At 72.9% G+C, this 24,002-nt stretch carries 24 protein-coding genes; 13 read left to right on the top strand and 11 right to left on the bottom strand.

Translation table 11 applies throughout. The annotated features are described in order from the left end of the window. The first annotated feature begins 121 nt into the window (after positions 1 to 121). From AB0F03_RS25210 to AB0F03_RS25195, 4 genes are all read left to right on the top strand, one after another. The gene (locus tag AB0F03_RS25210) at positions 122 to 943 is read left to right on the top strand and encodes a TVP38/TMEM64 family protein (RefSeq protein WP_361995794.1); all 822 of its coding nucleotides are present in this window, start codon (positions 122 to 124) and stop codon (positions 941 to 943) included. A gap of 73 nt (positions 944 to 1,016) precedes the next feature. Continuing rightward, positions 1,017 to 1,364 carry a protein kilB gene (locus AB0F03_RS25205; RefSeq protein WP_361995792.1) on the top strand — a complete coding sequence of 116 codons (348 nt, stop codon included), beginning with the start codon at positions 1,017 to 1,019 and terminating at the stop codon, positions 1,362 to 1,364. A gap of 121 nt (positions 1,365 to 1,485) precedes the next feature. Further along, the gene (locus AB0F03_RS25200; RefSeq protein ID WP_361995790.1) at positions 1,486 to 2,361 is read left to right on the top strand and encodes an undecaprenyl-diphosphate phosphatase; all 876 of its coding nucleotides are present in this window, start codon (positions 1,486 to 1,488) and stop codon (positions 2,359 to 2,361) included. A gap of 283 nt (positions 2,362 to 2,644) precedes the next feature. Then, positions 2,645 to 2,824, top strand: a complete 180-nt coding sequence (locus tag AB0F03_RS25195) for a hypothetical protein (RefSeq protein ID WP_361995788.1) — start codon at positions 2,645 to 2,647, stop codon at positions 2,822 to 2,824. Between the two features lie 231 nt (positions 2,825 to 3,055). Here AB0F03_RS25195 and AB0F03_RS25190 read toward each other — a convergent pair whose 3' ends face one another. Together AB0F03_RS25190 and AB0F03_RS25185 are read right to left on the bottom strand one after the other, a co-directional pair. After that, positions 3,056 to 3,340, bottom strand: a complete 285-nt coding sequence (locus AB0F03_RS25190; RefSeq protein ID WP_361995786.1) for a hypothetical protein — start codon at positions 3,338 to 3,340, stop codon at positions 3,056 to 3,058. A 494-nt stretch (positions 3,341 to 3,834) separates the two neighbouring features. Further along, positions 3,835 to 4,446: a DUF4291 domain-containing protein gene (locus AB0F03_RS25185; RefSeq protein ID WP_361995784.1), complete on the bottom strand. Its 612-nt coding sequence runs from the start codon at positions 4,444 to 4,446 to the stop codon at positions 3,835 to 3,837. Between the two features lie 91 nt (positions 4,447 to 4,537). Between AB0F03_RS25185 and AB0F03_RS25180 the strand changes: the two genes are divergently transcribed. Further along, a complete protein-coding gene (locus tag AB0F03_RS25180; RefSeq protein WP_361995782.1) occupies positions 4,538 to 5,014 on the top strand; it encodes a nuclear transport factor 2 family protein in 477 nt (158 codons plus the stop codon). A 146-nt stretch (positions 5,015 to 5,160) separates the two neighbouring features. Then, positions 5,161 to 6,735 carry an apolipoprotein N-acyltransferase gene (gene lnt, locus AB0F03_RS25175; protein WP_361995780.1) on the top strand — a complete coding sequence of 525 codons (1,575 nt, stop codon included), beginning with the start codon at positions 5,161 to 5,163 and terminating at the stop codon, positions 6,733 to 6,735. Here the strand turns inward: lnt and AB0F03_RS25170 are convergent. The 8 genes from AB0F03_RS25170 to AB0F03_RS25135 form a co-directional block, all read right to left on the bottom strand. Then, positions 6,653 to 7,564: a Gfo/Idh/MocA family oxidoreductase gene (locus AB0F03_RS25170; protein WP_361995993.1), complete on the bottom strand. Its 912-nt coding sequence runs from the start codon at positions 7,562 to 7,564 to the stop codon at positions 6,653 to 6,655. The genes lnt and AB0F03_RS25170 overlap by 83 nt on opposite strands. 1,058 nt (positions 7,565 to 8,622) lie before the next feature. Then, positions 8,623 to 9,141, bottom strand: a complete 519-nt coding sequence (locus AB0F03_RS25165) for a hypothetical protein (RefSeq protein ID WP_361995778.1) — start codon at positions 9,139 to 9,141, stop codon at positions 8,623 to 8,625. A 152-nt stretch (positions 9,142 to 9,293) separates the two neighbouring features. Beyond that, the gene (ung, locus tag AB0F03_RS25160) at positions 9,294 to 9,977 is read right to left on the bottom strand and encodes a uracil-DNA glycosylase (RefSeq protein WP_361995777.1); all 684 of its coding nucleotides are present in this window, start codon (positions 9,975 to 9,977) and stop codon (positions 9,294 to 9,296) included. An 82-nt stretch (positions 9,978 to 10,059) separates the two neighbouring features. Then, a complete protein-coding gene (locus AB0F03_RS25155; protein ID WP_361995775.1) occupies positions 10,060 to 11,637 on the bottom strand; it encodes an ABC transporter substrate-binding protein in 1,578 nt (525 codons plus the stop codon). A 188-nt stretch (positions 11,638 to 11,825) separates the two neighbouring features. Then, complete coding sequence (locus AB0F03_RS25150; protein WP_356947047.1) at positions 11,826 to 12,587, bottom strand: SDR family oxidoreductase; 762 nt, start codon at positions 12,585 to 12,587, stop codon at positions 11,826 to 11,828. Between the two features lie 21 nt (positions 12,588 to 12,608). Next, positions 12,609 to 13,370: a 3-oxoacyl-ACP reductase FabG gene (gene fabG / locus AB0F03_RS25145; RefSeq protein WP_361995773.1), complete on the bottom strand. Its 762-nt coding sequence runs from the start codon at positions 13,368 to 13,370 to the stop codon at positions 12,609 to 12,611. Between the two features lie 149 nt (positions 13,371 to 13,519). After that, entirely contained in the window at positions 13,520 to 13,969 is a 450-nt protein-coding gene (locus AB0F03_RS25140) for a DUF3037 domain-containing protein (RefSeq protein ID WP_361995771.1), read from the bottom strand. Then, on the bottom strand, positions 13,966 to 14,736 hold the full coding sequence (locus AB0F03_RS25135; protein ID WP_361995769.1) for a HipA family kinase: 771 nt from the start codon (positions 14,734 to 14,736) through the stop codon (positions 13,966 to 13,968). The genes AB0F03_RS25140 and AB0F03_RS25135 overlap by 4 nt, the downstream gene beginning before the upstream one ends. 421 nt (positions 14,737 to 15,157) lie before the next feature. Between AB0F03_RS25135 and lanL the strand changes: the two genes are divergently transcribed. The 6 genes from lanL to AB0F03_RS25105 all read left to right on the top strand — a co-directional run bounded on the left by lanL (position 15,158) and on the right by AB0F03_RS25105 (position 21,704). After that, positions 15,158 to 17,818, top strand: a complete 2,661-nt coding sequence (gene lanL, locus AB0F03_RS25130) for a class IV lanthionine synthetase LanL (RefSeq protein WP_361995767.1) — start codon at positions 15,158 to 15,160, stop codon at positions 17,816 to 17,818. A 46-nt stretch (positions 17,819 to 17,864) separates the two neighbouring features. Further along, positions 17,865 to 18,020: a VenA family class IV lanthipeptide gene (locus AB0F03_RS25125; protein WP_361995765.1), complete on the top strand. Its 156-nt coding sequence runs from the start codon at positions 17,865 to 17,867 to the stop codon at positions 18,018 to 18,020. Between the two features lie 421 nt (positions 18,021 to 18,441). Next, positions 18,442 to 19,512 (top strand): ATP-binding cassette domain-containing protein, encoded by a 1,071-nt coding sequence (locus AB0F03_RS25120; RefSeq protein WP_361995763.1) that lies wholly within the window; start codon positions 18,442 to 18,444, stop codon positions 19,510 to 19,512. Next, positions 19,509 to 20,372, top strand: a complete 864-nt coding sequence (locus tag AB0F03_RS25115; protein ID WP_361995761.1) for an ABC transporter permease — start codon at positions 19,509 to 19,511, stop codon at positions 20,370 to 20,372. Before AB0F03_RS25120 ends, AB0F03_RS25115 begins: the two co-directional genes overlap by 4 nt. A gap of 270 nt (positions 20,373 to 20,642) precedes the next feature. Then, positions 20,643 to 21,101 carry a Rieske (2Fe-2S) protein gene (locus tag AB0F03_RS25110; RefSeq protein WP_361995759.1) on the top strand — a complete coding sequence of 153 codons (459 nt, stop codon included), beginning with the start codon at positions 20,643 to 20,645 and terminating at the stop codon, positions 21,099 to 21,101. Positions 21,102 to 21,233: 132 nt separating this feature from the next. Further along, positions 21,234 to 21,704 carry a pyridoxamine 5'-phosphate oxidase family protein gene (locus tag AB0F03_RS25105; RefSeq protein ID WP_361995757.1) on the top strand — a complete coding sequence of 157 codons (471 nt, stop codon included), beginning with the start codon at positions 21,234 to 21,236 and terminating at the stop codon, positions 21,702 to 21,704. Between the two features lie 67 nt (positions 21,705 to 21,771). Here the strand turns inward: AB0F03_RS25105 and AB0F03_RS25100 are convergent, their stop codons facing one another. Continuing rightward, complete coding sequence (locus AB0F03_RS25100) at positions 21,772 to 22,674, bottom strand: LysR family transcriptional regulator (RefSeq protein ID WP_361995755.1); 903 nt, start codon at positions 22,672 to 22,674, stop codon at positions 21,772 to 21,774. Between the two features lie 74 nt (positions 22,675 to 22,748). On the opposite strand from AB0F03_RS25100, the gene AB0F03_RS25095 reads away from it, so the two are divergent. Then, the gene (locus AB0F03_RS25095) at positions 22,749 to 23,681 is read left to right on the top strand and encodes a DMT family transporter (RefSeq protein ID WP_361995753.1); all 933 of its coding nucleotides are present in this window, start codon (positions 22,749 to 22,751) and stop codon (positions 23,679 to 23,681) included. The last annotated feature ends 321 nt before the right edge of the window (positions 23,682 to 24,002 follow it).

Raw genomic sequence — 24,002 nt, 5'->3', positions numbered from 1 at the left:
AGGCGAACCGGGACATGCCGTCCATCATCACCGACGGTTTGTCCGACGTCGAACCCTTTTCCACCGTGGGCGAGTTCCGACCATACGGCGATCACACACGTCCGTCGGTTAGTGTCACAAGATGCTCGATGCCAACCGCTCTGGCACCGCCACGGCCTCTCCCCGGGCCGCCGGCACGGAGCTCACCGTCCCCCTGACCGCCCCCACGGCCACGGCCGTCACCGCGGGTGTCCCCGTGGCCACGCCCGCCGCACCGCTGCCGCACTTGAGAGTCACCGCCCGCTGCGCCCGTGTGCTGCGGTCCCCGCATGCCCGGCTCTCGCTGCTGTTCGCCCTCCTCGCGGGCGGCGTGGTGGCCGTGCTGCTGTTCGAGCCGCAGCGGCTGCTGACACACGGCTGGCCACCGCAGCTCGGCGGGGTCGCGGCGGCCGTCGTCTTCTCGGCGGCGTACGGGCTGTGCACCGTGGCGTTCGTCCCGCGTCCCCTGCTGAACCTGGCCGCGGGCGCGTTGTTCGGCTCGCAGCTCGGGCTGACGACGGCACTCGCCGGCACCGTGCTGGGCGCCGGGGTGGCGTTCGGGCTGGGCCGGATGCTCGGGCAGGACGCGCTGCGCCCGCTGCTGCGGGGCCGCTGGCTGAAGGCGGCCGACGGGCAGCTGAGCCGGCACGGGTTCCGGTCCATGCTGATCGCCCGGCTGTTCCCGGGGGTGCCGTTCTGGGCGGCGAACTACTGCGCGGCCGTCTCCCGGATGCGCTGGCTGCCTTTCCTGCTGGCGACGGCCCTGGGCTCGATCCCGAACACGGCCGCCTACGCGGTCGCCGGCGCCCGCGCCTCGACGCCGACGTCCCCCGCCTTCCTGATCGCGATGGGCTGCATCGCCGTACCGGCGCTGGCCGGCTCGGTGGTGGCCTGGCGCAAACGCCACCAGCTGCGCGGCCGGTGAACCGTCCCGGCGGACCGGCCGGCCGAGGAGGCGGCTCAGCCGCTTGCGGCAGTCAGCCGAGGAAAATGTCTCGATGTGGTCCAGCCTCATCGCCGTGGCCGGCACGCTGCTCGGTGGCGCGCTCACCGGGCTGATGCAGTTCAGGCGCGACCGGGCCGCCCCTGCCGACCGCAGGGCCGATGCGCTGCGGTCGGCGCCGGGCGAGCTGGTGGCCGCGCTGGGCGACCACCGGCGGGCCATGTGGCACCGCGAGGACCTGCGGCTGAGCTGTGCGAGCGCGGAGGCCGTCGCGGCGGCCCGGGCGGCGTCCCACGCCACCCGGTCCGCCGTCACCGCTCCCCTGGCCGCGGTCTGCGTGCTGGAGCCGTCCCCGGCGGAACCGGCCCGCCGGGCTCCGCAGAGGCCCCCGGCTGGACCGTGACCGGGCCGACAGCCGCCTGAGAGCGCGTCAGGCCCCTGTTCCCGCGCTCTCACCCGGGCCCGCTACGCTTCGGTCGTCACATGATCACCTTTTCTCCCCAGCGCTTGGACGCCGTACCTCCATGTCTTGGTTTGAATCCCTCGTCCTCGGACTCGTCCAGGGACTGACCGAGTTCCTGCCCGTCTCCTCCAGCGCGCACCTGCGGCTGACCGCGGCGTTCTCTGGCTGGGAGGATCCCGGGGCGGCCTTCACGGCGATCACGCAGATCGGCACGGAGGCGGCGGTGCTGATCTACTTCCGCAAGGACATCGGCCGGATCATCGCGGCCTGGTTCCGGTCGCTGTCCGACCGGGCCGTGCGCCGCGACCACGACGCGCAGATGGGCTGGCTGGTGATCGTGGGCTCCATACCCATCGGCCTGCTGGGCGTGACCCTGAAGGACCAGATCGAGGGGCCGTTCCGCGATCTGCGGATCACCGCCACCATGCTCGTCGTCGTCGGCGTGGTCATCGGCGTCGCCGACCGGCTGGCGGCCCGGGACGAGACCGGTGGCCGGCACCGCGCGCCCAAGCAGCGCAAGACACTGGACGACCTGGGCGTCAAGGACGGTCTCGTCTTCGGCCTCTGCCAGGCCTGCGCCCTGATCCCCGGCGTGTCCCGTTCCGGCGCGACCATCAGCGGCGGCCTGTTCATGGGCTACCGGCGCGAGGCGGCTGCCCGCTACTCCTTCCTGCTCGCCGTCCCGGCCGTCCTCGCCTCCGGCGCGTTCGAGGTGAAGGACTCCCTCGGCGAGGGTCAGGTGGCCTGGGGGCCGACCCTGTTCGCCACGTTGATCGCGTTCGCGTCCGGATACGCGGTGATCGCGTGGTTCATGAAATGGATCTCCAACAAGAGCTTCATGCCGTTCGTCTGGTACCGCGTCGCCCTCGGCATCGTCATCATCGCGCTGGTCTCGGCGGGCGTGCTGAGCCCGCACGCGGCCGAGTCCGCGAGCTGATCCCGCCCCGGCGGTCCCCGTAGCGCTGTCGCGCGTCGCCGCCCGGCTCCCCCGGCGGCGCACCCGGCCGGCACCCGCCCCGGAGCGGCGCCCCGCTCCGCACTGCCGTTTCGGCCATCTCCCGCGCTCTTCCGCTCGCCGGCCCGGAACGGCATATGCCTCCTGGGCTGGGTGGACGGAGGGGAACTGGTGTACGCCGCAGGCCTCGGCGGTGACCGAGCCCATACCTGCTGTGTAGCCATTCGGTGGCGCACGGTCAGCTTCTGCCCCTAGGCTGGCCCGCATGTCCCCCGATTCCCTGCCCCCTGGTTCCGTGCGGCCCGCCGCCGAGGTCAACGACCAGATCCGGGCGCTGTGGCTGCGCGCGGGCGGCACCCTGTCGGCCCAGGAGCGCGCGGAGTACGAAGCGCTGGTCGTCGAGTGGGCGGCCGCGGTCCGCGGGCGGGTCGTGGAGGCGGCCTGATCGGCGGCCTGCGCCCACAGCCGCGTCGGCACCTCGTCCGCCACCGGGAACGGCCGCTCCCCGGGCCGCAGCCGGCTCGCCCGCTCCTCCTCGCCCGCCCGCGCCAGGCCACGGATCTCAGCGGTCGGCGGGGCCGCGGGCCGGCTCCCGCTCGGAGGCCGCCCGGTCCGGGTGCGGCATCGCGGGCCGGTACGGCCTCGGAGACCGTCGCGTGTGTCTGGTCCGGAGCCGTCAGGCGGAAGCCACGACCTCGCCGGCCATGACCTGGGGAGGGTTGGGGAGCAGTGACGCGAGGTTGTCCCGCACGAAGTCCGCAGCCCTCGAGATCGACTCGTCGGCACCGGCCTGGTCCTGGAAGACGCTGGTCGAGACCATCGCTCCGTCCCCGGTATCGATCCAGTAGTAGGCCACGAAGCCGGAGACCTGGCGCATGAGCGGCACGAACCCCTCGTTCACGATACGTGCGGCCTCGGCCGAATCGGTCACTCCTGTGTACCGCCGGACTGCTGCGTACACGCCCAAGCTCCTCACGGTGTCTCCGGGTTCGTCCTCTGCTGGGACGTCGTACCCCTGCGACGGCTGCCTGGCCCACAAGGCGTCCGGCGATCACCCGAAGGGCCGCCTCGAGTGATCCGAACGGCGGCGGCCGCGGGCCCGATCACACGGCCCTCGGCACGTCGTCCGCCCGCCGTCAACGAGGGCCGTTTCCCCGCCGGGCGGGAGTGGAACCCGACGGGTTCTTGTGGCGGTCGGCGACGGCGGCGATCAACCCCGGGCGGGACGGGGCCGCCGAACTCGGCCGGCGGGGTCCTTGCCCGGCGGCCGTGTCGGAGGCTCGCGGAGTGCGCCGGCCGGCGGTCTTCTCCGCGCGTGTACGTTCCGAGGCCCATCGGCGGCGTCGGCCCTCGGCCTTCGCGACGCCGATCGGGCAGGACGCCCGGTGCCGGCGCACCTGTGCCGCGATGTGTCCCAGGGGCCCGCGGCCGGCTGCCGGGTGAACCAGCCGGCCGTCATTCGCACAGCCGGGCGTGAAGTTCGTCTGCGACGGGATAGGGGCGTTCCGGGGGCAGCAGTCGGGCGGCGGAGTCCAGGTCATCGGCACTGACGAGGGCGTGGATCTCGTGGGCGAGCGCGGTCACGTCGCGGATGGAGACCGTCCACTCGTCCGCGTAGCGACGCGCCGCCTCACCGGCGAGACCGAGTTGCAAGGACCGGTACGGCAGCGGGTTGTGGTGCAGGTCCCGCTCGGGGTCCCACTGGACACGGGCGGGCGCCCGCTTCAGCTCACGCCGCCAGGCGGCGCGGTCGGGGTGCACTCCGGGTACGTAGCTCGACAGACACGCGTGGCGCAGCGCCCACTCGAAGCCCGCACGACTGATCTCGACAGCCAGAACGGTCTCCTGCCCGGGCTTCGCTCCCCACCCGGAGCGGTACATCATCCACAGGAACGACGGTTTGATCCAGGTCATCCGGTCCCGTTTCCAGGTGGCCGGGAAGCGTCCGGTGCGGGCGGCTGGGCGGCCGATCTCGGGGCGGTAGGCCTGGTAGACGACGATCGTGGAGTCGGTGTGCCGGGCCCGGACCCGGAACTTCGGCTCGGTGTCGATGGATTGTTCGTTCACAGCGACAAGGTTCGAGTGCCGGCCGCACCGGGCACCACCGAATATCGGGGCCCCTCTTGGCGCCGCGTCCCCCGTGCCCAACACTGTGCCGATGACGCAGCGTGCGGAACTCGCGATCGTGATGGACCGGCTGGCCGTGGACGACCTGGTCACCGAGTACGCCGTGGCGGTGGGCGACGGTGACTGGACGGCGTACGAGGGGCTGTTCACGGCGGACGGGCGGGCCGACTACCGTTCGGCCGGCGGCATCGAGGGTGACGCGGGGCAGGTCGCCGGCTGGCTCGCCGGTAACACGGCGCTGTCCGCCGTCCGCCAGCATCTGATCCTCAACCGGCGGGTACGGTTCGGCCTCCTGGACCACGACACCGGCGACACCGCCCGGGTACGGGCCGACTACCTCACCCCGACGCGGTGGACGGACGCCGGTGTCCCCGCCGCGCCGGACCTGGTGTCCGGGGGCCGGTACGACTTCGCCCTGCTGCGCACCCCGGACGGCTGGCGGCTGCGCGATGCCGTCGTGCACGAGAAGTGGCGCCGGCCGCCGACCGGGGAAGCGCCGGCCTCCTGACGGCTCGGACGGCCGGACACCCGGCCGCGTACGGCCCGCGGCCGCTGGCGGGACCGGGCCGTGGGGGCACCGGTTTCGGACCCGCCCTGTCAGGGATCGGGCTCCCGCACGCACACTGAGGCATTCCCTGGGTAGGGAGGGTCCCTATGAGGACGATCGACCGCTGCCTGACCTCCCCCTGGCCGCGCTCCGGCGCCGCGGCTCTCGCGGGCGCCCTGCCCGTACTCGCGTTCCCCGCGCCGTCGCTGTGGTGGTTCGCGTACGTCGCCCTGGTGCCGTGGCTGCTCCTGGCCCGCTCGGCGCCGACCGGGCGGCGGGCGGCGTACGACGGCTGGTGCGGCGGCTTCGGCTTCCTGGTGGCCGTGCACCACTGGCTGCTGCCGAGCCTGCACGTGTTCATCTTCCTGATAGCCACCCTGCTCGGCGCGCTCTGGGCGCCCTGGGGCTGGCTGGTGCGACGGTTGCTCGGCGGGGTGCCGTCGCCGGGCCGGGGCGCCGCCGCGCTGCTGGTGCTGCCGTCCGCCTGGCTTGCGGTGGAACTGGTCCGCTCCTGGCAGGGCCTGGGCGGGCCGTGGGGCATGCTGGGCGCCAGCCAGTGGCAGGTCGGCCCGGCGCTGCGGCTGGCCTCGGTCGGCGGGGTGTGGCTGCTCAGCTTCCTGGTCGTGGCCGTCAACGTGGCGGCGGCCGTGCTGGTCTCCGTTCGTGCCGCACGCGTGCCGGCGGTGGCCTCGCTGGTCGCGACGGCCGCCGCGGCCTCGGCCGTCTGGGCGTGGGCGCCGCGCCCGGAGGTCGACGGACGGGTGCGGGTCGCCGTCGTCCAGCCGGGCGTCGTGGCCGGGCAGGACAGTGGCGAGAAGCGGTTCGACCGGGAGGAGCGGCTGACCCGGCGGCTCGCCGGGCAGGACGTCGACCTGGTCGTATGGGGCGAGTCCAGCGTCGGTTTCGACCTGGACGACCGGCCGGACCTCGCCCGGCGGCTCGCGGCCCTGGCCCGGCGGACCGGCGCCGACGTGCTGGTGAACGTGGACGCACGCCGCTCCGACCGGCCCGGCATCTACAAGAGTTCGGTCCTGGTCGGCCCGGACGGCCTGACCGGCGACCGGTACGACAAGATGCGGCTGGTCCCGTTCGGCGAGTACATACCGGCCCGTTCCCTGCTCGGCTGGGTCACCTCGGTGGGCCGGGCGGCCGGCGAGGACCGGCGGCGCGGCAGCGGACAGACGGTGATGAACGTGGGGCACGGGCTGCGGGTCGGCCCGCTGGTGTGCTTCGAGACGGCCTTCCCGGACATGAGCCGGCATCTCGCCGAGGACGGCGCGGACCTCCTCCTCGGCCAGTCGTCGACCTCCTCCTTCCAGCACAGCTGGGCGCCGGAGCAGCATGCCTCGCTGGCCGCGCTGCGCGCCGCGGAGACCGGCCGCCCGATGGTGCACGCCACCCTCACGGGTGTGTCGGCGGTGTACGGCCCGGAGGGGGAGCGCCTCGGGCCGTGGCTCGGTACCGGCGCGGACACCGCCCGCGTGTACGACGTGCCGCTCGCGCACGGTGTCACGCCGTACGCCCGTTACGGTGACTGGCCGGTGCCCGCCGCGCTGCTGGTGCTTGCCGTGCTGTGCGCGACCGAGTGGGCGCGGGCCCTCAGGCTGCGCCGCAGCGGTCCTGCACCGCTCGTACGACCCGTTCGCACAGTTCGTGAGTCGCCAGCGCGTCCCGGGCGCTGAGCGTCTTCCCGGCCCGGACGGCGTCCAGGAAGGCGAGGGCCGCCTGCTCGATGCCGCGCTGCCGGGCCACCGGCACCCAGTCGCCGCGCCGGCGCACGGTCGGCTGCCCCTTGTGGTCGATCACCTCGGCGAGGTTGAGCACCTGGCGCTTGCTGTCCTGCCCGGAGACCTCCAGGATCTCCTCGCTGGAGCCGCTGAGCCGGTTCATCACGCCGAGCGCGGTGAAGCCGTCGCCGCCGAGCTGCACGACGAGGTGGTGGAGCAGGCCGCCCTCGACGCGGGCCCGGACGGTCACGTCGTCGACCGGGCCGGGCGCCAGGAAGCGCAGGGTGTCCAGGACGTGGATGAAGTCGTCCAGGATCATCGAGCGCGCTTCCTCGGGCAGCCCGATCCGGTTCTTCTGCATGAGGATCAGCTCGCGGGGGTGGTCCAGGCACTGCGTGTACCCGGGGGCGTACCGGCGGTTGAAGCCGACGGCCAGCGGGACACCGCGCCGGTCGGCGAGGTCCACGAGCCGTTCGGAGTCTTCGAGGCGGTAGGCGAGCGGCTTGTCCACATAGGTCGGTACACCCGCCTCGAGCAACCGCGTGACGATCTCGGGGTGGACGGCGGTCGGGGCGTGCACGAAGGCCGCGTCGGGTCCGGCGGCGAGCAGCGCGTCCAGGGTGGTGTGCCGCCGCTCCGCCGGCAGGTGCAGGGTGTCGGCGACCCGGTGCAGGGTGGCGGGCGTGCGGGTCTGTAGGTGCAGGTCGATCCCCGGCTGCGTGCCCAGCACCGGCAGGTACGCCTTCTGCGCGATGTCCCCGAGTCCGATGCAGCCGACCTTCACGTGTTCTCCCCTGCCGCTCGCCGATGTGCGCGTCCCCGGCAGCATACGGCGGCCGCCGGCCGGCGATGCCGTCGAAGCCGCGCAGGACAAGCGGGGCCCGGCCTGCGGCAGGACCGCGATCACGGTGTCGCGTACGGCGACGACGGCACGGTTGCCGGCCATGTCGATGCGGGCGGCCCTGACGGCCCGACGGCGATCGCGGTCGTACGCGGCAGCCGGGCGGCGGCGATCACGGCGGGGCCGTTTTCGGCGGGTGGGCGAGGTTCTCCTGCGCGGCCGGTTCCGTCAGCGCGCGGGTGCCGGGTCCGCAGGAGATCCACGCGGGACTGCGGGAGTTGCCGGCGGGGATGTCCCGGCTCCACGGCTCTCCGGCCGCGCCCGGCGACGTGGCGCGACCCGCGGACGTGGCGCGACCCGCGGACGTGCCGGGCGCGGGGCAGGAAGCCGCCACCTGAGCGTCATCTCCGGTACCCGGAGCGCCGCCGTACGGGGCAAGAGACCACCCGTGCGAGGGTACGGACCCCGGTTTCCCGGTGCCGGGCCTGGCGCCGACCCAGCAGAGTGGCCCGGGTGCATCGAACGACGACGACCGCAACGCTTCTGGTCACCGTTGCCGTCTCCGCCCTCACCGGCTGTGTGACGGTGCGGCATCCGACGGCGCCCGGCCCACCACCGAGCACCGTCTCCTCGCAGCCGGCGGCGCCCCGGCCGGACGGCAGCGCGGGGCCCCGGGTGGTGCGGGCACCGGCCCGGGAGGCACTGGAGCCGGCCCGACCGTCCCGGCCCCCGGGAGGCTCCGGGCCCCGGGCGCCGCTCCGGACGGCGCCCCCGGCCCCCCACCGGCCGCCGCCTCCCCCTCGTCCCCCGCACCCGGACCGGCCCTGGCGCTTGCCCGCCGAGCTGCCGTCCTCCCGGCTCCCGACGGGCCGGGAGATGTGCGCCCTGGGCGAGCGGTACGGCGGCTGGTACCCGGACGGCCCGCACCTGGTCTGCTGACGGGCGTACGGGCACTGAGGCGCCCGGTGTCCGGTGTCCGGGCGCTACCGGGTCGGCCTGCGCTAGCTGGGACGTTGCCGCGGGGGCGACCAGCCGTCGTCGCCCGGGGTGCCGTCCTGGCCGAGCCGCAGTTCGAGCCGGCTGATCGCGGACCGCACGCCTGTGCCGTAGCCGTCGTCCGTCAGGTGGCTCGCGGCGCGGCGGGCGCGGCGCAGGTGGCTGCGCGCCGCGTCGGTGCGGCCCAGCTTGACGTAGTCGGCGGCCAGGTTGAGGTGCAGGGAGGGCAGGAAGCCCCGGACGCTGTCCGGGCCGTCGGCCGCCCGGCCGTCCGACAGTTCCTCGGCCGCCGACAACGCGCGCAGGTCCCAGGCGAGTTCGTCCCCCGGATCGTCCTGGGTGTCCGCCAGGTAGTGGGCCAGGGTGCAGCGGTGCAGGGGGGCACCGTCCTCGCCGATCTCCGCCCACAGGTCCAGGAGACGGCTGCGGGCCTCCTCGCGGTCGCCGCCGTGGTGCAGCATCACGACCTGCCCGATCCGCGTCAGCACGGCATCGGGCGCCGCCTGTTCCCGTCGCTCCGCCACCGCGTCCTCCAGGCCGTCGTCGGCTGTTCGTCCGGTCAGCCGTCTGCCCCGACGCTAACCGGCGCCGCCGGCAATCCCCGGCAGGCCGCCCCGGACGGCCGGTAACGGGCCGGCGGCGGACGGGCGCGGCCCGGGCCGGGCCGCGCGGGCCGTCAGCCGAGGTCCGGGATCCGCCAGTCGACCGGCTCGTGGCCCTGGCGGGCGATGGCCTCGTTGATCTGGGTGAACGGGCGGGAGCCGAAGAACTTCTTCGCGGACAGCGGCGAGGGGTGCGCGCCCTTGACCACGGCGTGCCGGGTCTCGTCGATCAGCGGGAGTTTCTTCTGGGCGTAGTTCCCCCACAGGACGAAGACCGCCGGGTCGGGGCGGGAGGCCACCGCGCGGATGACGGCGTCGGTGAACCTCTCCCAGCCCTTGCCCTTGTGCGAGTTGGCCTCGCCGGCCCGGACCGTGAGGACCGCGTTGAGCAGCAGCACGCCCTGTTCGGCCCACGGCATCAGATAGCCGTTGTCCGGGACGGGCAGCCCCAGCTCGTCCCGCATCTCCTTGTAGATGTTCCGCAGGGACGGCGGGGTCCGCACGCCCGGGCGGACCGAGAAGCACAGGCCGTGGCCCTGGCCCTCGCCGTGGTACGGGTCCTGGCCCAGGACGAGGACCTTGACCCGCTCGTACGGCGTCGCCTCCAGCGCGGCGAAGACCTCTTCGCGCGGCGGATACACCGGCCCCTTCGCCCGCTCCTCCTCGACGAACTCGGTCAGCTCCTTGAAGTAGGGCTGCTGTAGCTCGTCACCCAGAACCCCGCGCCAGGACTCGGGCAGCATGGCGGTGTCGGTCACGTCAACGTCCTCACGGTGTGCGGTCACTTCCAGGCGTCCGAACCTACAGGCGACCACTGACAACCGGTGTTCCGAGGGCGGATCACCAGCTGGTCTTGCGGTGCAGCGTCCACATCATCATGATCGTCGACGGGTCGAGGGCCTGCTCGCCGCCGGAGATGTCGTCACTGGCCGCGACGAACTGCCGTCCCTGCCACAGCGGCACCAGCCGGGCGTCGTTCACCATGATCTGCTGGGCCTGCTCCACGTCCTTCACGGTACGGGCGCGGTCGCTCTCCGCGCGTGCGTGGGGCAGCAGCCGGCCGGTGATCTCCTTGGCGGGGTAGGGCGTGCCGAGCGCGTTGTGCTCGCCGACGAACGGGGCGATGAAGTTGTCCGCGTCCGGGAAGTCGGGGAACCAGCCGCGCCCGAACACCGGGTACTCGCCCTTCTGGTAGCCGACCACATAGCTCTTCCAGGGGCGGCTTCGCAGGGTGATGGTGAACAGGCCGGAGTCCTCCAGCTGCCGCTTCAGCTCCTGGAACATCCGGCCGGTCTCGGAGCCGTAGCGGTCGGTGGTGTACCAGAAGGTGAGCGGGACGCGCCGGGTGATGCCCGCGTCGGAGAGGATCTTGCGGGCCTTGGGGACGCTCGGGTCGCCGTAGTCGTCGAAGAAGCCGGTGGCGTGTCCGGTCAGGCCCTTGGGGACCATCGAGTACAGCGGGTCGACGGTGTCCTTGTAGACCTTGTGCGCGATCGCGCCACGGTCCACGAGCTGGGCGATGGCCCGGCGCACGGCGGGCTGCTTGGCCCAGGGGTCCTTGGGGTTGAACACCAGGTAGCTGATGTCGGTGCCGGCGCCGTCGACCAGTTGCAGGTCCCCGGTGTCGTGCTGCTGGAGGGCGAGGATGTCGTCGGCGGCGAGGCCGCGGTAGGTGACGTCGATCTGCTTGTTCCGCAGCGCCTTGACCATGGCGGCGGAGTCCTGGAAGTAGCGGATGGTCACCGCGTCGTTCTGCGGCTCGGCGAAGCCCCGGTAGTTGCCGTTGCGCACCAGGACGGCCTTCTCGTCCTCCGTGTACGACTGGAGCTTGTACGGGCCCGAGCCGTGGACCGATGTGTCCTTGCGCAGGGACGTCGCCGGGTAGTCGTCGGGGTCGACGATCGACATGGCGGGGGTGGCCAGGACGAACGGGAAGGTCGCGTCGGACTTGTTCAGGTGGAAGACGATCTCGCGGTCGCCGGAGGTCTCGACGCGGTCCAGGCTGCCGAGCAGCCCGGCCGGGCCACCGGAGGCGTTGATGGTGCGGATGCGGTCGATGGAGTGCCGCACGGCCTGGGCGGTCAGCGGGTCGCCGTCGGAGAACTTCATGCCGGCGCGCAGCTTGCAGCGGTAGACACGGCTGGTGGAGTCGGTGAAGGCGCAGCTCTGGGCGGCGTCCGGCTGGGGGGTGGTGGCCCCGTTCGGGTAGGCGAGGAGCGTCTGGAAGATGTTCCGGTACAGCTCCCAGGAGCCGTCCCAGGCACCGGCCGGGTCCAGCGTACTGGGGGCGCTGGTGGTGCCCACGACGATCGGCCCCTGGCTGTCGGGGTCGCCGTCGGACAGCAGGCCACAGCCGGCCACCAGGGATATGGACGCGATCGCCGCGACTCTTCGCAGGAATCGGTTCCGGTTGAACACGCGCACGCTCCTCGATCCGCCGTACCAAGGGTCGGCAGACCATACCGCAGCGTCCGGCCCCCTGAACCTCCCCGGAAACAGGCCTTCTCGACCGACTGGGCGATGACGACGTTGTCAGTCCGCTCTGCGGATTCCCGACGGTGTTCCGGGCGCCGATCCGTCCGAAAATCGGCGCCCGGAAGGGATGCTCAGTGCACGCCGGCGTTGAGGAAGATGCCGCCGTCCACGACGAGCGTCTGACCTGTGATCCAGTCGGACTGCCCGGAGGTGAGGAACGCGGCGGCGCCGCCGATGTCGGAGGGCACGCCGAGCCGGCCGAGCGGGTAGGGGGCCGCGGCCTCCTCCTCCCGGCCCTCGTACAGGGCCTGTGCGAACTTGGTCTTGACCACGCCGGGCGCGATCGCGTTGACCCGCACCCCGGGCGCGAACTCGTGCGCCAGCTGCTGGGTCAGGTTGATCATGGCGGCCTTGCTGATGCCGTAGGCGCCGATGAACGGCGAGGCGGACAGGCCGGCGATCGAGGCGATGTTGACGATCGCGCCGCCGTTGTCCTTCTGCCAGGCGTGCCAGGTCTTCTGGGCGAAGCCCAGCGCGGAGACCACGTTGGTCTCGAAGACCTTGCGGGCGACCTCCAGGTCGAGGTCCGCGATGGGGCCGAAGACCGGGTTGGTGCCCGCGTTGTTGACCAGGAAGTCGACGCGGCCGAAGGCCTCCATGGTCCGCTGGACGGCCTCGCTCTGGTGGTCGAGGTCGTGGGCCTTGCCGGCGACGCCGATGACCCGCTCGGCGCCGAGCGTGCCGACGGCCTCCTTCAGGGCGTCCTCGTTGCGGCCGGTGATGCACACGCGGTCACCGCGGGCGACCAGCGCCTCGGCGATGCCGTAGCCGATGCCGCGGCTCGCGCCCGTGACGAGGGCGACCTTGCCGGACAGCTCCGGGAGTTCAGTCATGTCCGTGTTACCTCTGAATCCCTAGTCGAGCGGTCCGCCGGCGACGTACAGCACCTGGCCCGAGACGAAGCCGGCCGCCTCGCCGGTGAAGAAGGCGATGGCGTTGGCGATGTCCTGGGGCTCGCCGACGCGCTGCACCGGGATCTGGGTGGCGGCGGCCTTCTTGAAGTCCTCGAAGCCCATGCCGACGCGGTCGGCCGTGGCCTTGGTCATCTCGGTGGCGATGAAGCCGGGCGCGACGGCGTTGGCGGTGATGCCGAACTTGCCCAGCTCGATGGCGAGGGTCTTGGTGAAGCCCTGGAGACCGGCCTTGGCGGCGGAGTAGTTGGCCTGGCCGCGGTTGCCGAGCGCCGAGGAGGAGGACAGGTTGACGATCCGGCCGAAGCCCGCGTCGACCATGTGCTTCTGGACGGCCTTCGTCATCAGGAAGGAGCCGCGCAGGTGGACGTTCAGGACGGTGTCCCAGTCGGAGACGCTCATCTTGAACAGCAGGTTGTCGCGGAGCACGCCCGCGTTGTTGACCAGGATCGTCGGAGCGCCCAGCTCCGCCACGATCCGGGCGACGGCCGCCTCGACCTGCGCCTCGTCGGAGACGTCCGCGCCGACCGCGACGGCCTTGCCGCCGGCCGCGGTGATCTTCTCGACGGTGTCCTTGCAGGCGGCCTCGTCGAGGTCGATCACGGCGACCGCGTGGCCCTCGGCGGCCAGTCGTACGGCGGTGGCGGCGCCGATGCCGCGCGCCGCGCCGGTGACTACCGCGACCCGCTGTTCAGTGGTGGACATTGCTGCTTCTCCTCGCCCTTGAGAGAACTGCCGGGACTCCCGGGGGGAGAGCCCCTCAAGCGGTGAGCGACCGCTTAGTACCTTCAGCACAGGTGACGCTAGAAGCCCTGGCACCCGGTGTCAACGGCACACCCGGCCGGTGTGATCCATTACCTCACCAGAAGGTCCAGCAACCGCTCCGTCTCGGCGGCCGGGTCGGCGGTCAGCCCGGTGTGCACGGGGCCGGGCTGGACGACCGTGGAACGGGGCGCGATCAGCCAGCGGAACCGGCGTCCGGCGTCGTCGCGGCCCGCCTGCCCGGCCTCCGCCCCGCCCGCGCACACCTTCTCCACGGCACCGAGCGCCGCCCGGACCCCGGCGACGTCGGCCCGCGGGTCCAGCGCGAGCAGCCGCGCCTCGTCCAGGTGGGTCCGGGCGCCGACGTACGCCCGGGCGCGGCAGTAGACGACCACACCCGCGTTCACGCACTCCCCGCGCTCCACCCGGGGGACGACCCGCAGCAGCGCGTACTCGAACACGTCCCGGTCGCCGCCCTGGCCCGCGCGGGTGATGTGCCGCTCGGTGACATGGCCGGCCATGTGGATGTGGCGCTCGCTCACTTGCCCTCCTCGGTGCCGATGCCGGTGATGCGCCCAGCGATGACGGCCGCCCGCGCCAGCAGCGGCCGGACGTAGGCCCGGCGCAGGTCGTCCGGGGTGTCGAAGCCCGGCTCACCGGCGAGCCAGGCGTCCGGGATCTCGGCGGTGACCTCGGCGAGCAGGTCCTCGGTGACCCGGGGCGCCAGCTCGGCCGCGGCGGCGCTCACGTCCGGGGCGAACCGGGCGAGGGCATGGTCGCCGGCGTCGTAGGGGCGGGCCGCGGAAGCCTCGGCGGAGGGCCAGTTGTGGTGCCAGATCATCGTGGCGCCGTGATCGATGAGCCACAGCTCGCCCCGGTGCACGAGCAGGTTGGGGTTGCGCCAGGAGCGGTCGACGTTGTTGATCAGCGCGTCGAACCAGACGATCCGGCCTGCCTCCTCGGGGCTCACCGGGAAGGCGAGCGGGTCGTAACCGAGGGCGCCGGAGAGGAAGTCCATGCCGAGGTTGGTGCCGCCGCTGTTGCGCAGCAGGTCCTGTACCTGCTGGTCGGGTTCGCCGAGCCCGAGGACCGGGTCCAGCCCGACGGTGACCAGGCGGGGCATCCGGAATCCGAGGCGCCGGGCGAGTTCACCGCACACCACCTCGGCGACCAGCGTCTTGCGGCCCTGCCCGGCACCGGTGAACTTCATGACGTACGTCCCGAGGTCGTCGGCCTCGACGAGCCCCGGCAGCGAACCGCCCTCCCGCAGGGGCGTGATGTAGCGGGTCGCGGTGACCTCTTTCAGCATTTCCCCGGGCCATCCGTCTCTTCAGCCTTGCCATACCAGAGCGACCTCGGGCGGAGTGCGGACGTCCGCGTCTCCCCCGGCAGTCCGTCAGCGGCCGTTCGCCCCTTGCTTCCGGCCTCGGACCTGAAGGGAGCATAGTAACCGAGGGTGATCGTCCGCGAGGAGCGCCCGAGCCGGTGGGCCGGGGACACGACGGACTCCGCCGGGCGCCTCCGCACGTGGCGGCCGGCCGCCGGGACGGCGACCTGTCATCCGGCACATACGCCCGCTCACCTCTGCCTGCGCCAGGCGCGCTCCCCGGGTGGGAGGGACACCACCACGCGCTAACCGGATGGGATGAATCCGGTCAATTGTGTGTTGGTGTGTTTATGTCATCGGGGCACGTCTCCACCAACGGTTCTCGCCGTTCGGAGGGACACGCATGACGAGCCAGACCACCGAAGTCGACCTGCAAGGCCTTCTCGACCGAGCGCTGCGCGCCACAGCCACGGACGCGCGCTGGACCACCGGCACGGACGGGATGTGGTGCCTCGTCACGCCCCGGTCCGGGACACGGCGCGAGCAGGGCTGGAAGCTGCATCTGTCGGCGACGGCCGCCTCCGCGCCGACGGTCCTCGCGAAGGCTTTGGACGTACTGCTTCCGGAGGAGTCGGCGTTCAAGTTCGCCCGCTCGCTCGACCAGGTCAGCGCGCTCAACACCCGCGCGACCCCCCGGGGCAACTCGGGCAAGTTCATCACCGTCTACCCGCGCTCCGACGCCGACGCGGCCCGGCTCGCCCAGGAGTTGCACCGGGCCACAGCGGGGCTGGCCGGCCCCCGGATCCTGTCCGACCACCCCTATGCCGCACACAGCCTGGTGCATTACCGCTACGGCTCCTTCGTCGGCCGGCAGCGGCTGGCGGACAACGGCCTGCTGGTGTGGTTCATCGAGGATCCCGACGGCAACCCCGTGGAGGACAAGCGGACGGGCCAGTACTCTCCGCCTGACTGGGCGGTCTGCCCGTTCCCCGCCGCGGTGCCTGTCCCGCCGCGCCCGGCGGAGGCGGCGAGCGGCCCGGTGGTGCTCGGCGGCCGTTTCGCGGTGCGGGAGGCGATCCGGCACACGAACAAGGGCGGCGTCTACCGGGGCACCGACGTCCGCACGGGCGCTCCCGTGGTGATCAAGGAGACCCGGCCGCACGTGGAAGCGGACGCGGCCGGCCGCGACGTCCGTGACTGGCTGCGCGCCGAGGCCCGGACTCTGGACAAGCTCAAGGGCCTGGGGCTGGCTCCGGAGCCGCTGGGCCTGTTCGAACACGGCGGGCACCTGTTCCTGGCCCAGGAGGAGGTGCCGGGGGCGGCCCTGCGCACCTGGGTCGCCGAGCACTCCCGTGACTTCGGGGGCGAGCGCTACCGCGCCGACGCGCTGGCCCTGGTCGCACGCCTGATGGACCTGGTCGCCGCGGCCCACGCCCGCGGCTACGTCCTGCGGGACCTCACACCCGGCAACGTCATGGTCCGCCCGGACGGCGAACTGCGCCTAATCGACCTGGAACTCGCGGTCCTGGAGGACGACTCCCCCCGGCCGACGCGCCTGGGAACCCCGGGATTCAGCGCGCCCGAACGCCTCGTCGACGCGCCCGTCTCCCCGACGGCCGACTACTACAGCCTGGGCGCCACCGCGTGCTTCGTCCTGGCCGGGAAGGTGCCGAACCTGCTGCCCGAGGAGCCTGCCGGCCGGCCCGCGGAACAGCGGCTCGCCGCATGGCTGGCCGCTGTCACCGGGCCGCTGTGCCTCCCGGACGGTCTGGCGGACATCCTCCTCGGCCTGATGAGGGACGATCCGGCCGAGCGCTGGAAGCCGAGCAGGGCCCGCGAGGCTCTCCGGAAGGCGCTTCCGGCACGGCCGGTGTGCGCCGCCGCCGGCCCGGCACGGGACGGTAACCTCCGGGATCCGGTGGCCGGGCTCGTCGACCACCTCATCGACTCGATGACCCCGGCCGGCGACCGGCGGCTGTGGCCCGTGTCCACCACGGCCGGGGAGACCGACCCCTGCACCGTGCAGCAGGGCGCGGCCGGCGTCCTGGCGGTGCTCACACGGTACTGGGAACTCACCGGAGACCCGCGCCTGCCGGAGCTGATCTCCACCGCGGGCCACTGGATCGCACGTCGCGCCGAGAGCGGCGCCACCCGCCCCGGCCTGCACTTCGGCGGCCGCGGAACCGCCTGGGCCCTGTACGACGCCGGACGCGCCGTCGATGACCGCGAACTCACCGATCAGGCGCTGGCCCTGGCCCTGGCACCGCAACAGTCCACGCCCAGCCACGACATCACCCACGGCGCCGCGGGCAGCGGACTCGCCGCCCTCCACCTGTACCACCGCACCGGCGACGCACGCTTCGCCGAACTGGCCGTCGCCGCCGCGGACCGGCTGGTCACCGCCGCGGAGCGCAAGCAGTCCGGAGTCAGCTGGGCGGTTCCCGCCGAAGCCGTTTCCCAGGAAGCCGGCAAACGCTACCTGGGCTTCGCCCACGGAACGGCCGGCATCGGCTTCTTCCTCCTCGCCGCCGCGGCCGTCTCCGAACGCCGCGAGCACCTGGAACTGGCCGTGGAGGCCGGCGAGCACCTGGTGGCCAGTGCTGTGCTCACCGGTCCCGCGGCCCACTGGCCCGCCCAGGCCACGGACGCGCCCACCTCCCCCTACTGGTGCCACGGCGCCGCGGGCATCGGTACCTTCCTCGTCCGGCTGTGGCAGGTCACCGGCGAGGAGACGTTCGGCGATCTCGCCCGCCGAGCCACGCACGCCGTCATGGAACGTGCCTCCTGCGCCGCGCTCACCCAGTGCCACGGGCTGGCGGGCAACGGCGACTTCCTCCTCGACATGGCCGACGCCACCGGTGATCCCGCCTACCACGCCATGGCCGGGGAGGTGGCCCGCCTCATCGTCGCCGAACGGGCCCACCGCCACGGCCACGTGGTCTTCCCCAACGAGTACGGGGACGTCTCGACCAGTTGGAGCGACGGGAGCGCCGGAATCCTGGCCTTCCTCCTCCGGATCCGCCACGCCGACCCCCGGCACTGGATGGTCCAGCTGCCGGTCTGAGCGGCAGGAAGATCTGCCGCCGCCCCCACAGAAGAAGGAGAAACCCATGGAGAACCAGGACCTCGAACTGCTGGCCCGGCTGCACGCCCTTCCCGAGACCGACCCCGTCAGCGTCGACGGAACGCCGTTCGCCGGCGGGACGTGTGTCTGCGTCGGCCTGCTGACCGCCCTCAACACCATCTGCATCGGCGTCACCTGCTAGTTCGATGGCACCACTCGGCCGGCAGCTGACCCGGGCAGCCCCGGACAGCCGCCGGCCGGAGTGACGGCCGGACCTCGGACGCAGCCGTCCCACCGGCCAACGGCCTCCGCTGCTTTCCATGACCGCGTGAGAAGCGCCGGAGAGCCTCACGCGGCAGCGGCCCGCCGCCTCCGCGACCGCGACCCAGCCGCTCCCACGACCAGTGAGGCCGACGAGACGACATGAGCCCCTTGGCCCCGCGCCCGTACATCCGTACCGCTCCGACCGCCGACGGAGCGGTCCCGCCCGTCCAGCGCGCCGGCACCATCGGCCGTCAGCGCCGCCATTCCGCCGGCCCCCCTGTTCCCTGCCTGGCGGTGGACGGGGTCCGGACCGCAAGCAGCCGTACGCCGCTGGAGACGATCACACCCGGGCAGCCCTCATGACAGCTCCCCTCACCAGCCCGCACGCCACCCAGCACACTCCCGGGCCCGCGTACGCCATCAGCACTCGTGGTCTGACGAAGAGCTACCCGGGACCGGAGGGCACCCTCACCCACGCCGTACGCGACCTGGACCTGGACGTACCGCAAGGCGAGACCTTCGCCTTCCTCGGCCCCAACGGCGCCGGGAAGTCCACCACCATCGCGTTGCTCTGCGCCCTGGCCCGGCCCACCGCCGGTCACGCCACGGTGGCCGGGGCCGATGTGCTCACTCAGCCCCACCAGGTACGTCAACAGGTCGGCATGCTCTTCCAGCACAGCGCCATGGACCCCGACCTGACAGCCGACCAGAACCTCTACATCCACGCGCGCCTGTACGGGCTGCGTCGCCGCCACGCCCGCCGGCGCGCCACGGAAGTGCTGGAGATGGTCGGCCTCACCGCCCGGCGGAGCTCCCCGGTACGCACCCTGTCCGGCGGCATGCGACGGCGCCTGGACATCGCCCGCGGGCTCCTGCACGCACCCCGGGTGCTGTTCCTGGACGAGCCGACCACCGGACTCGACCCCTACGCCCGCGCCCAGGTCTGGGAGCACCTGCGCGCACTGCGCGACCGGCACGGCAGCACCCTCTTCGTCACCACCCACTATCTGGAGGAGGCGGAGAACTGCGACCGGATCGCCATCATCGACCGCGGCCGTCTGGTGGCACAGGGCGCGCCCGCCACGCTCAAGGCCGCCATCGGGGACGACCGGGTGGTGCTGCGCACCAGCGACGACGCGACGGCACGACGGGTCGTGCGCCGGATGGCGCCGTCGAACGGCGTCATCACCGTGGACGCCGACGGGGTCTGCCTGCGGGCGCCCGACGGCAGCACCTGGATCCCCCGCCTGTGCGCGGCTCTGGAAGGACACGGCGTCGCCGTGCACGCCGCCTCCGCGACCGCGCCCACGCTCGACGATGTCTTCTTCCACCACACCGGCCGCAGCCTTCGGGCCACGCAGCCCGCCCGGACTCCGGCCACCACCCCCATCCCGCGCGCAACCACGGCAGAAGCTGACGGCGGCCCATGACCACACTCACACTCCAGACCCCAGGCCCCTCGGGCCCCTCCGGCAGCGAACGGCCGGCCCGTCTACGGCACGAGCTGCGCGCGGTCCACGCGTTGGTCCACCGCGATCTGCTCCGCCTGGCCGGCCAACGCACCCACACCGCGCTGATGCTGCTCCAGCCCGTGCTCTACCTCCTCATCCTGGGAGGCGGACTGGCCGCTCTCATCCCCAGCGCCTCACTGGGCGTCGGCTACCGGACGTACCTGTTCCCCGGGATGCTGATGATGACGGTACAGATGCCGGCCATCACCGTCGGCGTCCGTCTGATCAACGACCGGGAGAGGGGTTATCTGCGTGAACTCCTGATGGCTCCGGTCAGCCGCACCACCCTGCTCCTGGGCAGCTGCGTCGGCGGCACACTGGCCGCCACGGCCCAGGGCGCCGTACTGCTCGGCCTGGCCGGGGCCGCCGGTCTGCCCTACGACCCGCAACTCCTGGTGCTGCTCCTCGTCAGCATGATCCTGGCCTCCTTCACCATCACCGCCCTGGCCCTGGCCCTGGCGGTGAGCCTCCGCCGGGCCGAGACGTTCCACGTGCTGCTCGGCCTGGTGATGATGCCGCTGCTGTTCGTCTCCGGTGCCTTCTTCCCGCTGCGGACCATGCCCGACTGGGCGCGCGTACTGGCCGATGCCAATCCGATCGCCTACGGAGTCGACCTGCTCCGCGGCTGCATCTCGTCGCGGGCGCCGGACCGGGCAGCCGTCGGGGGCGTCGAATGGGCCGGCTGGCAACCGCCCCTCCCCCTAGAAGCCGCCCTCCTCCTCGCCGGTGGCGCGATGGCCCTCCTCTGGGCCGCCCACCGCTTCAAGCGCCCGGAGTGACAAGCAACGCATCCGCCGCAGTCGCGCGACGGGCAGGGTGCACCGCCGGCCGGCCGCCACTCAACTGCTGCCCGGTCAGGTGACTTTCTTGAGTGTCGCCGGAGGTCAACGGGCTGGACGGACGTCCGGCCGGCACCCGCCGCACCGTCGCGGCCCACGGCCCGCCGATCACCGGACGGCAGGGATCCGGGCACCCGCCTGAACGGCCGCCGCCGCCGGGCCGTACCCCATGACGGATCACGAAAAGGCTCCGCGGAAGGGAATCCCCACATGACCAGCGCTTCGCTCCCGCCGGAAACGGCACCGGCCCGCCGAACCGTCATGGCGGCGGCCGGAGCGGCGGGGCTCGCCGCCGCACTGACCGCCTGCGGCTCGGCCGACACCACCGGCACCGGGGCCGGCGCCGGCGGCTCCTCGCAGGACAGCGGTTCCCCGGCCGGCGGCACGGCGCTCGCCAAGACGTCGGACATCCCCGAGGGCGGCGGGAAGATCTTCAAGGATCACGGTGTCGTCGTCACGCAGCCGACGGCCGGCACGTACAAGGCATTCTCGTCCAAGTGCACCCACCAGGGATGCGCGGTGGGCAGCGTGGCGAACGGCGAGATCGTCTGCCCCTGCCACAACAGCCACTTCTCCGCGGAGGACGGCAGTGTGAAGAAGGGCCCCGCGACCCGGGCACTTCCCCCGGCGAAGATCACGGTCTCCGGTGACCGGATCGAACTGGCCTGACCCGGCCCGGCCCCGCCCGCGCGCCCGCCCGGGGCCGAGCGCAAGCCGGAAAGTTCCCTTTCCTGACGTGATGCCGGAGGATCGCCACAGGGGGGCGTTCCTCCGGCACGACTTGGGAGAAGAGGAGGCGGCATGACCGTCACGCAGCAGCGCCGGGGCCGGCGGATCATGATGACGCCCGGCGAACTGGACGCGTTCCTCACCGCCCAGCGCACCTGCCGGGTCGCGACCGTCTCGTCCGACGGCACCCCGCATGTGAGTGCGCTGTGGTTCGCCTGGGACGGCACCTCGCTGTGGCTGTACTCGGTGGTCCGCAGCCGGCGCTGGACACAGCTGCGCCACGATCCGCGGGTGGCGGTCGTGGTCGACTCGGGTGAGGAGTACGACCAGTTGCGCGGGGTGGAGCTGTCCGGCCGGGTGGAGTTCGTGGGCGAGGTGCCGCGCACGGGCGAGCTGTGCGCCGAACTCGACACGGCCGAGACGCTGTTCGCACGGAAGAACTTCGGCCTGGACGAGATGCCGCACGACGGCCGGCACGCCTGGGCCCGGCTCACCCCGGAGAAGATCGTCTCCTGGGACTTCCGGAAGCTGGGCGGGGCGTAGGCCGTGTCGTCGGACTCCCGCCTGTCCCACGGGCTAGCGGCGGGAGTCCGACGGCACGTCCTGGCACTCAGCCCAGCTTCCGTGCCGCCGCGCGCAGCGCGTCCACCGCCGCACGGATGGAGGGGCGCCGGTCGGCGTCCGCGCGCCAGACCACGTACACATGCCGCCGCATCCGCTGCTTGAGCGGCAGCAGCACGACCCCCTCGGGCACCGGGTGGCGGCCCAGCAGCGGCGCGATGCACACTCCCAGGCCGGCGGCCACGAGACCGAGCTGCGTGTGGGTCTCCCCCGCGCGGTGGCCGACGATCGGCTCCACGCCCCTGGACCGCAGGGTGAACATCAGCCACTCGTGACAGAACTCGCCCTGGCCCCAGGTGATCCACTCGTCCTCGGCGAACTCGGTGAGGTCGACCTCGTCCCGGTCCGCGAGCGGATGCCCGGCCGGCATGGCGACATCGGCCGGGTCGTCCAGCAGGGCCGCCTTGACCAGGCCGTCGGGCACGGGCATCGGCTTGTTGTACCAGTCCAGGACCACCGCGAGGTCGAGATCGCCGCGGACCACCCCGGCGATGCCCTGCTCCGGCTCCAGTTCGCTGGAGCGCACCCGCAGGCCTGGGTGCTCGGCGCGCAGGGCGCCGAGCGCGTCCGGGAAGAGCCCCCGGGCCGCGGTCGGGAACGCCGACAGCCTGAGTTCGCCGACGACCTGGCCGCGGTGCGCCTCCAGGTCCGACTCGGCCAGCTCGACCTGCGACAGGATGCGGCTCGCGTGCTCCGACAGCAGCCGGCCGGCGTCCGTGAGCCGTACGCCCCGGCCGTTCCTGGCGAGGAGCTGCTGGCCCGCCTCCCGCTCCAGCTTGCTCAGCTGCTGTGAGACCGCGGAGGTCGTGACGTGCAGCGCGTCGGCCGCCGCGCTGACCGAGCCGTGCCGGGCGAGGGCGTCGAGGGTGCGCAGGCGCTCCAGGTTCAACATGTAAGCAATTCTAAGAGGTACCGGGTGGAAAATCTCGATTGTGCTACGAGGTTGGCTGCCGCATCGTTGAAGCCATGAGCACGGTCATCACACCCCCGACCCGGTCCGCATCCCCCGCCCGCCCCCGCGCCCGCCTCGACTGGAGGCTGCGCTTCGGCGCCCTGTCCGCGATCTGGGGCTTCAGCTTCCTGCTGATCAAGGTGGGGACGGACGGGTACGCCCCCTTCCAGGTCACCCTGGGACGGCTGGTGTTCGGCACGGCGGTGCTGATGGCGGCGATGGCCGTGAAGCGGCAGCGACTGCCGCGCGGGGCCCGGCTGTGGGGGCACATGGCGGTCGCCGCGTTCCTGCTGAACGCCCTGCCGTTCTCCTTGTTCGCCTACTCGGAGCTGACGATCCCGTCCACGCTGGCCGGCATCTGCAACGCCACGTCCCCGCTCTGGGGCATGGCCCTCTCCCTCGTCGCCCTCTCCGAGGACCGGCCGACCCGGGTGCGCGTGGCCGGCCTCGGGCTGGGCTTCCTCGGAGTGCTGACGGTGCTGGGGGCCTGGCAGGGTTTCCACGGCCTGGACGCGAAGGGCACGGCGCTGGCGCTGCTCGCGTCGTTCAGCTATCCGGTCGGGTGGATCTACGTCCGGCGGACGCTGGCCGGCACCGGGAACTCGCATCTGGCGATGACCGGGGGCCAGCTGCTGCTGGCGACGGTGCAACTGGCCGTGGTGACACCGCTGTTCACCGATGTGCCGCGGCATCTCACGCTCGTGCCGCTGCTGGCCGTCGCCGCGCTGGGCGCGCTGGGCACCGGGCTGGCCGTGCTGCTCCAGTACGGGCTGGTGGCCGAGGTCGGCCCCACCACCGCCCAGATGGTGACGTACTTCATCCCCGTCATCGCCACGGCCGCGGGGGTGGCGATCCTCGGCGAATCGCTCCACTGGAGCACCCCGGTGGGTGCGGTGATCGTACTGGCGGGCGCCGCACTCACCCAGATACGCACGAAGAAGGACTGAGGGGGGCGCGGGGCCGGGCGCGAACGCGGGGCGCCGGGCCAGGCGGGGCCGTGGGGGGCGGCGGGCGAGAGTGCAGGGCCTGCTCACGGTGGGGCCCGACGTCATGCCCGGTCGGAGGCGCCCGAGCGGGCGGGGCGCGGGGTCACCTGCAAGTGCGGGGTGCCCGAGCCGGGGGTGCGGGGTCGTGCGCCGGAGCGGGCCGGGCGCGGGGTCGCGCGCGAGCGCCGGGGTGTCCGAGCGGGGAGCGCGCGGGAGCGGGCGGCTGCGGCGGGCGCCGTCGGCGCGGACCGTACGGCTGCGGGGGCGCCTGTCGGCGCGAGC

It is taken from the genome of Streptomyces sp. NPDC028722, assembly GCF_040637655.1.
Classification (GTDB): Bacteria; Actinomycetota; Actinomycetes; order Streptomycetales; family Streptomycetaceae; genus Streptomyces.
The sequence above is the reverse complement of the archived record's forward strand: the minus strand, read 5'-3'. Positions and strand labels throughout refer to the sequence as shown.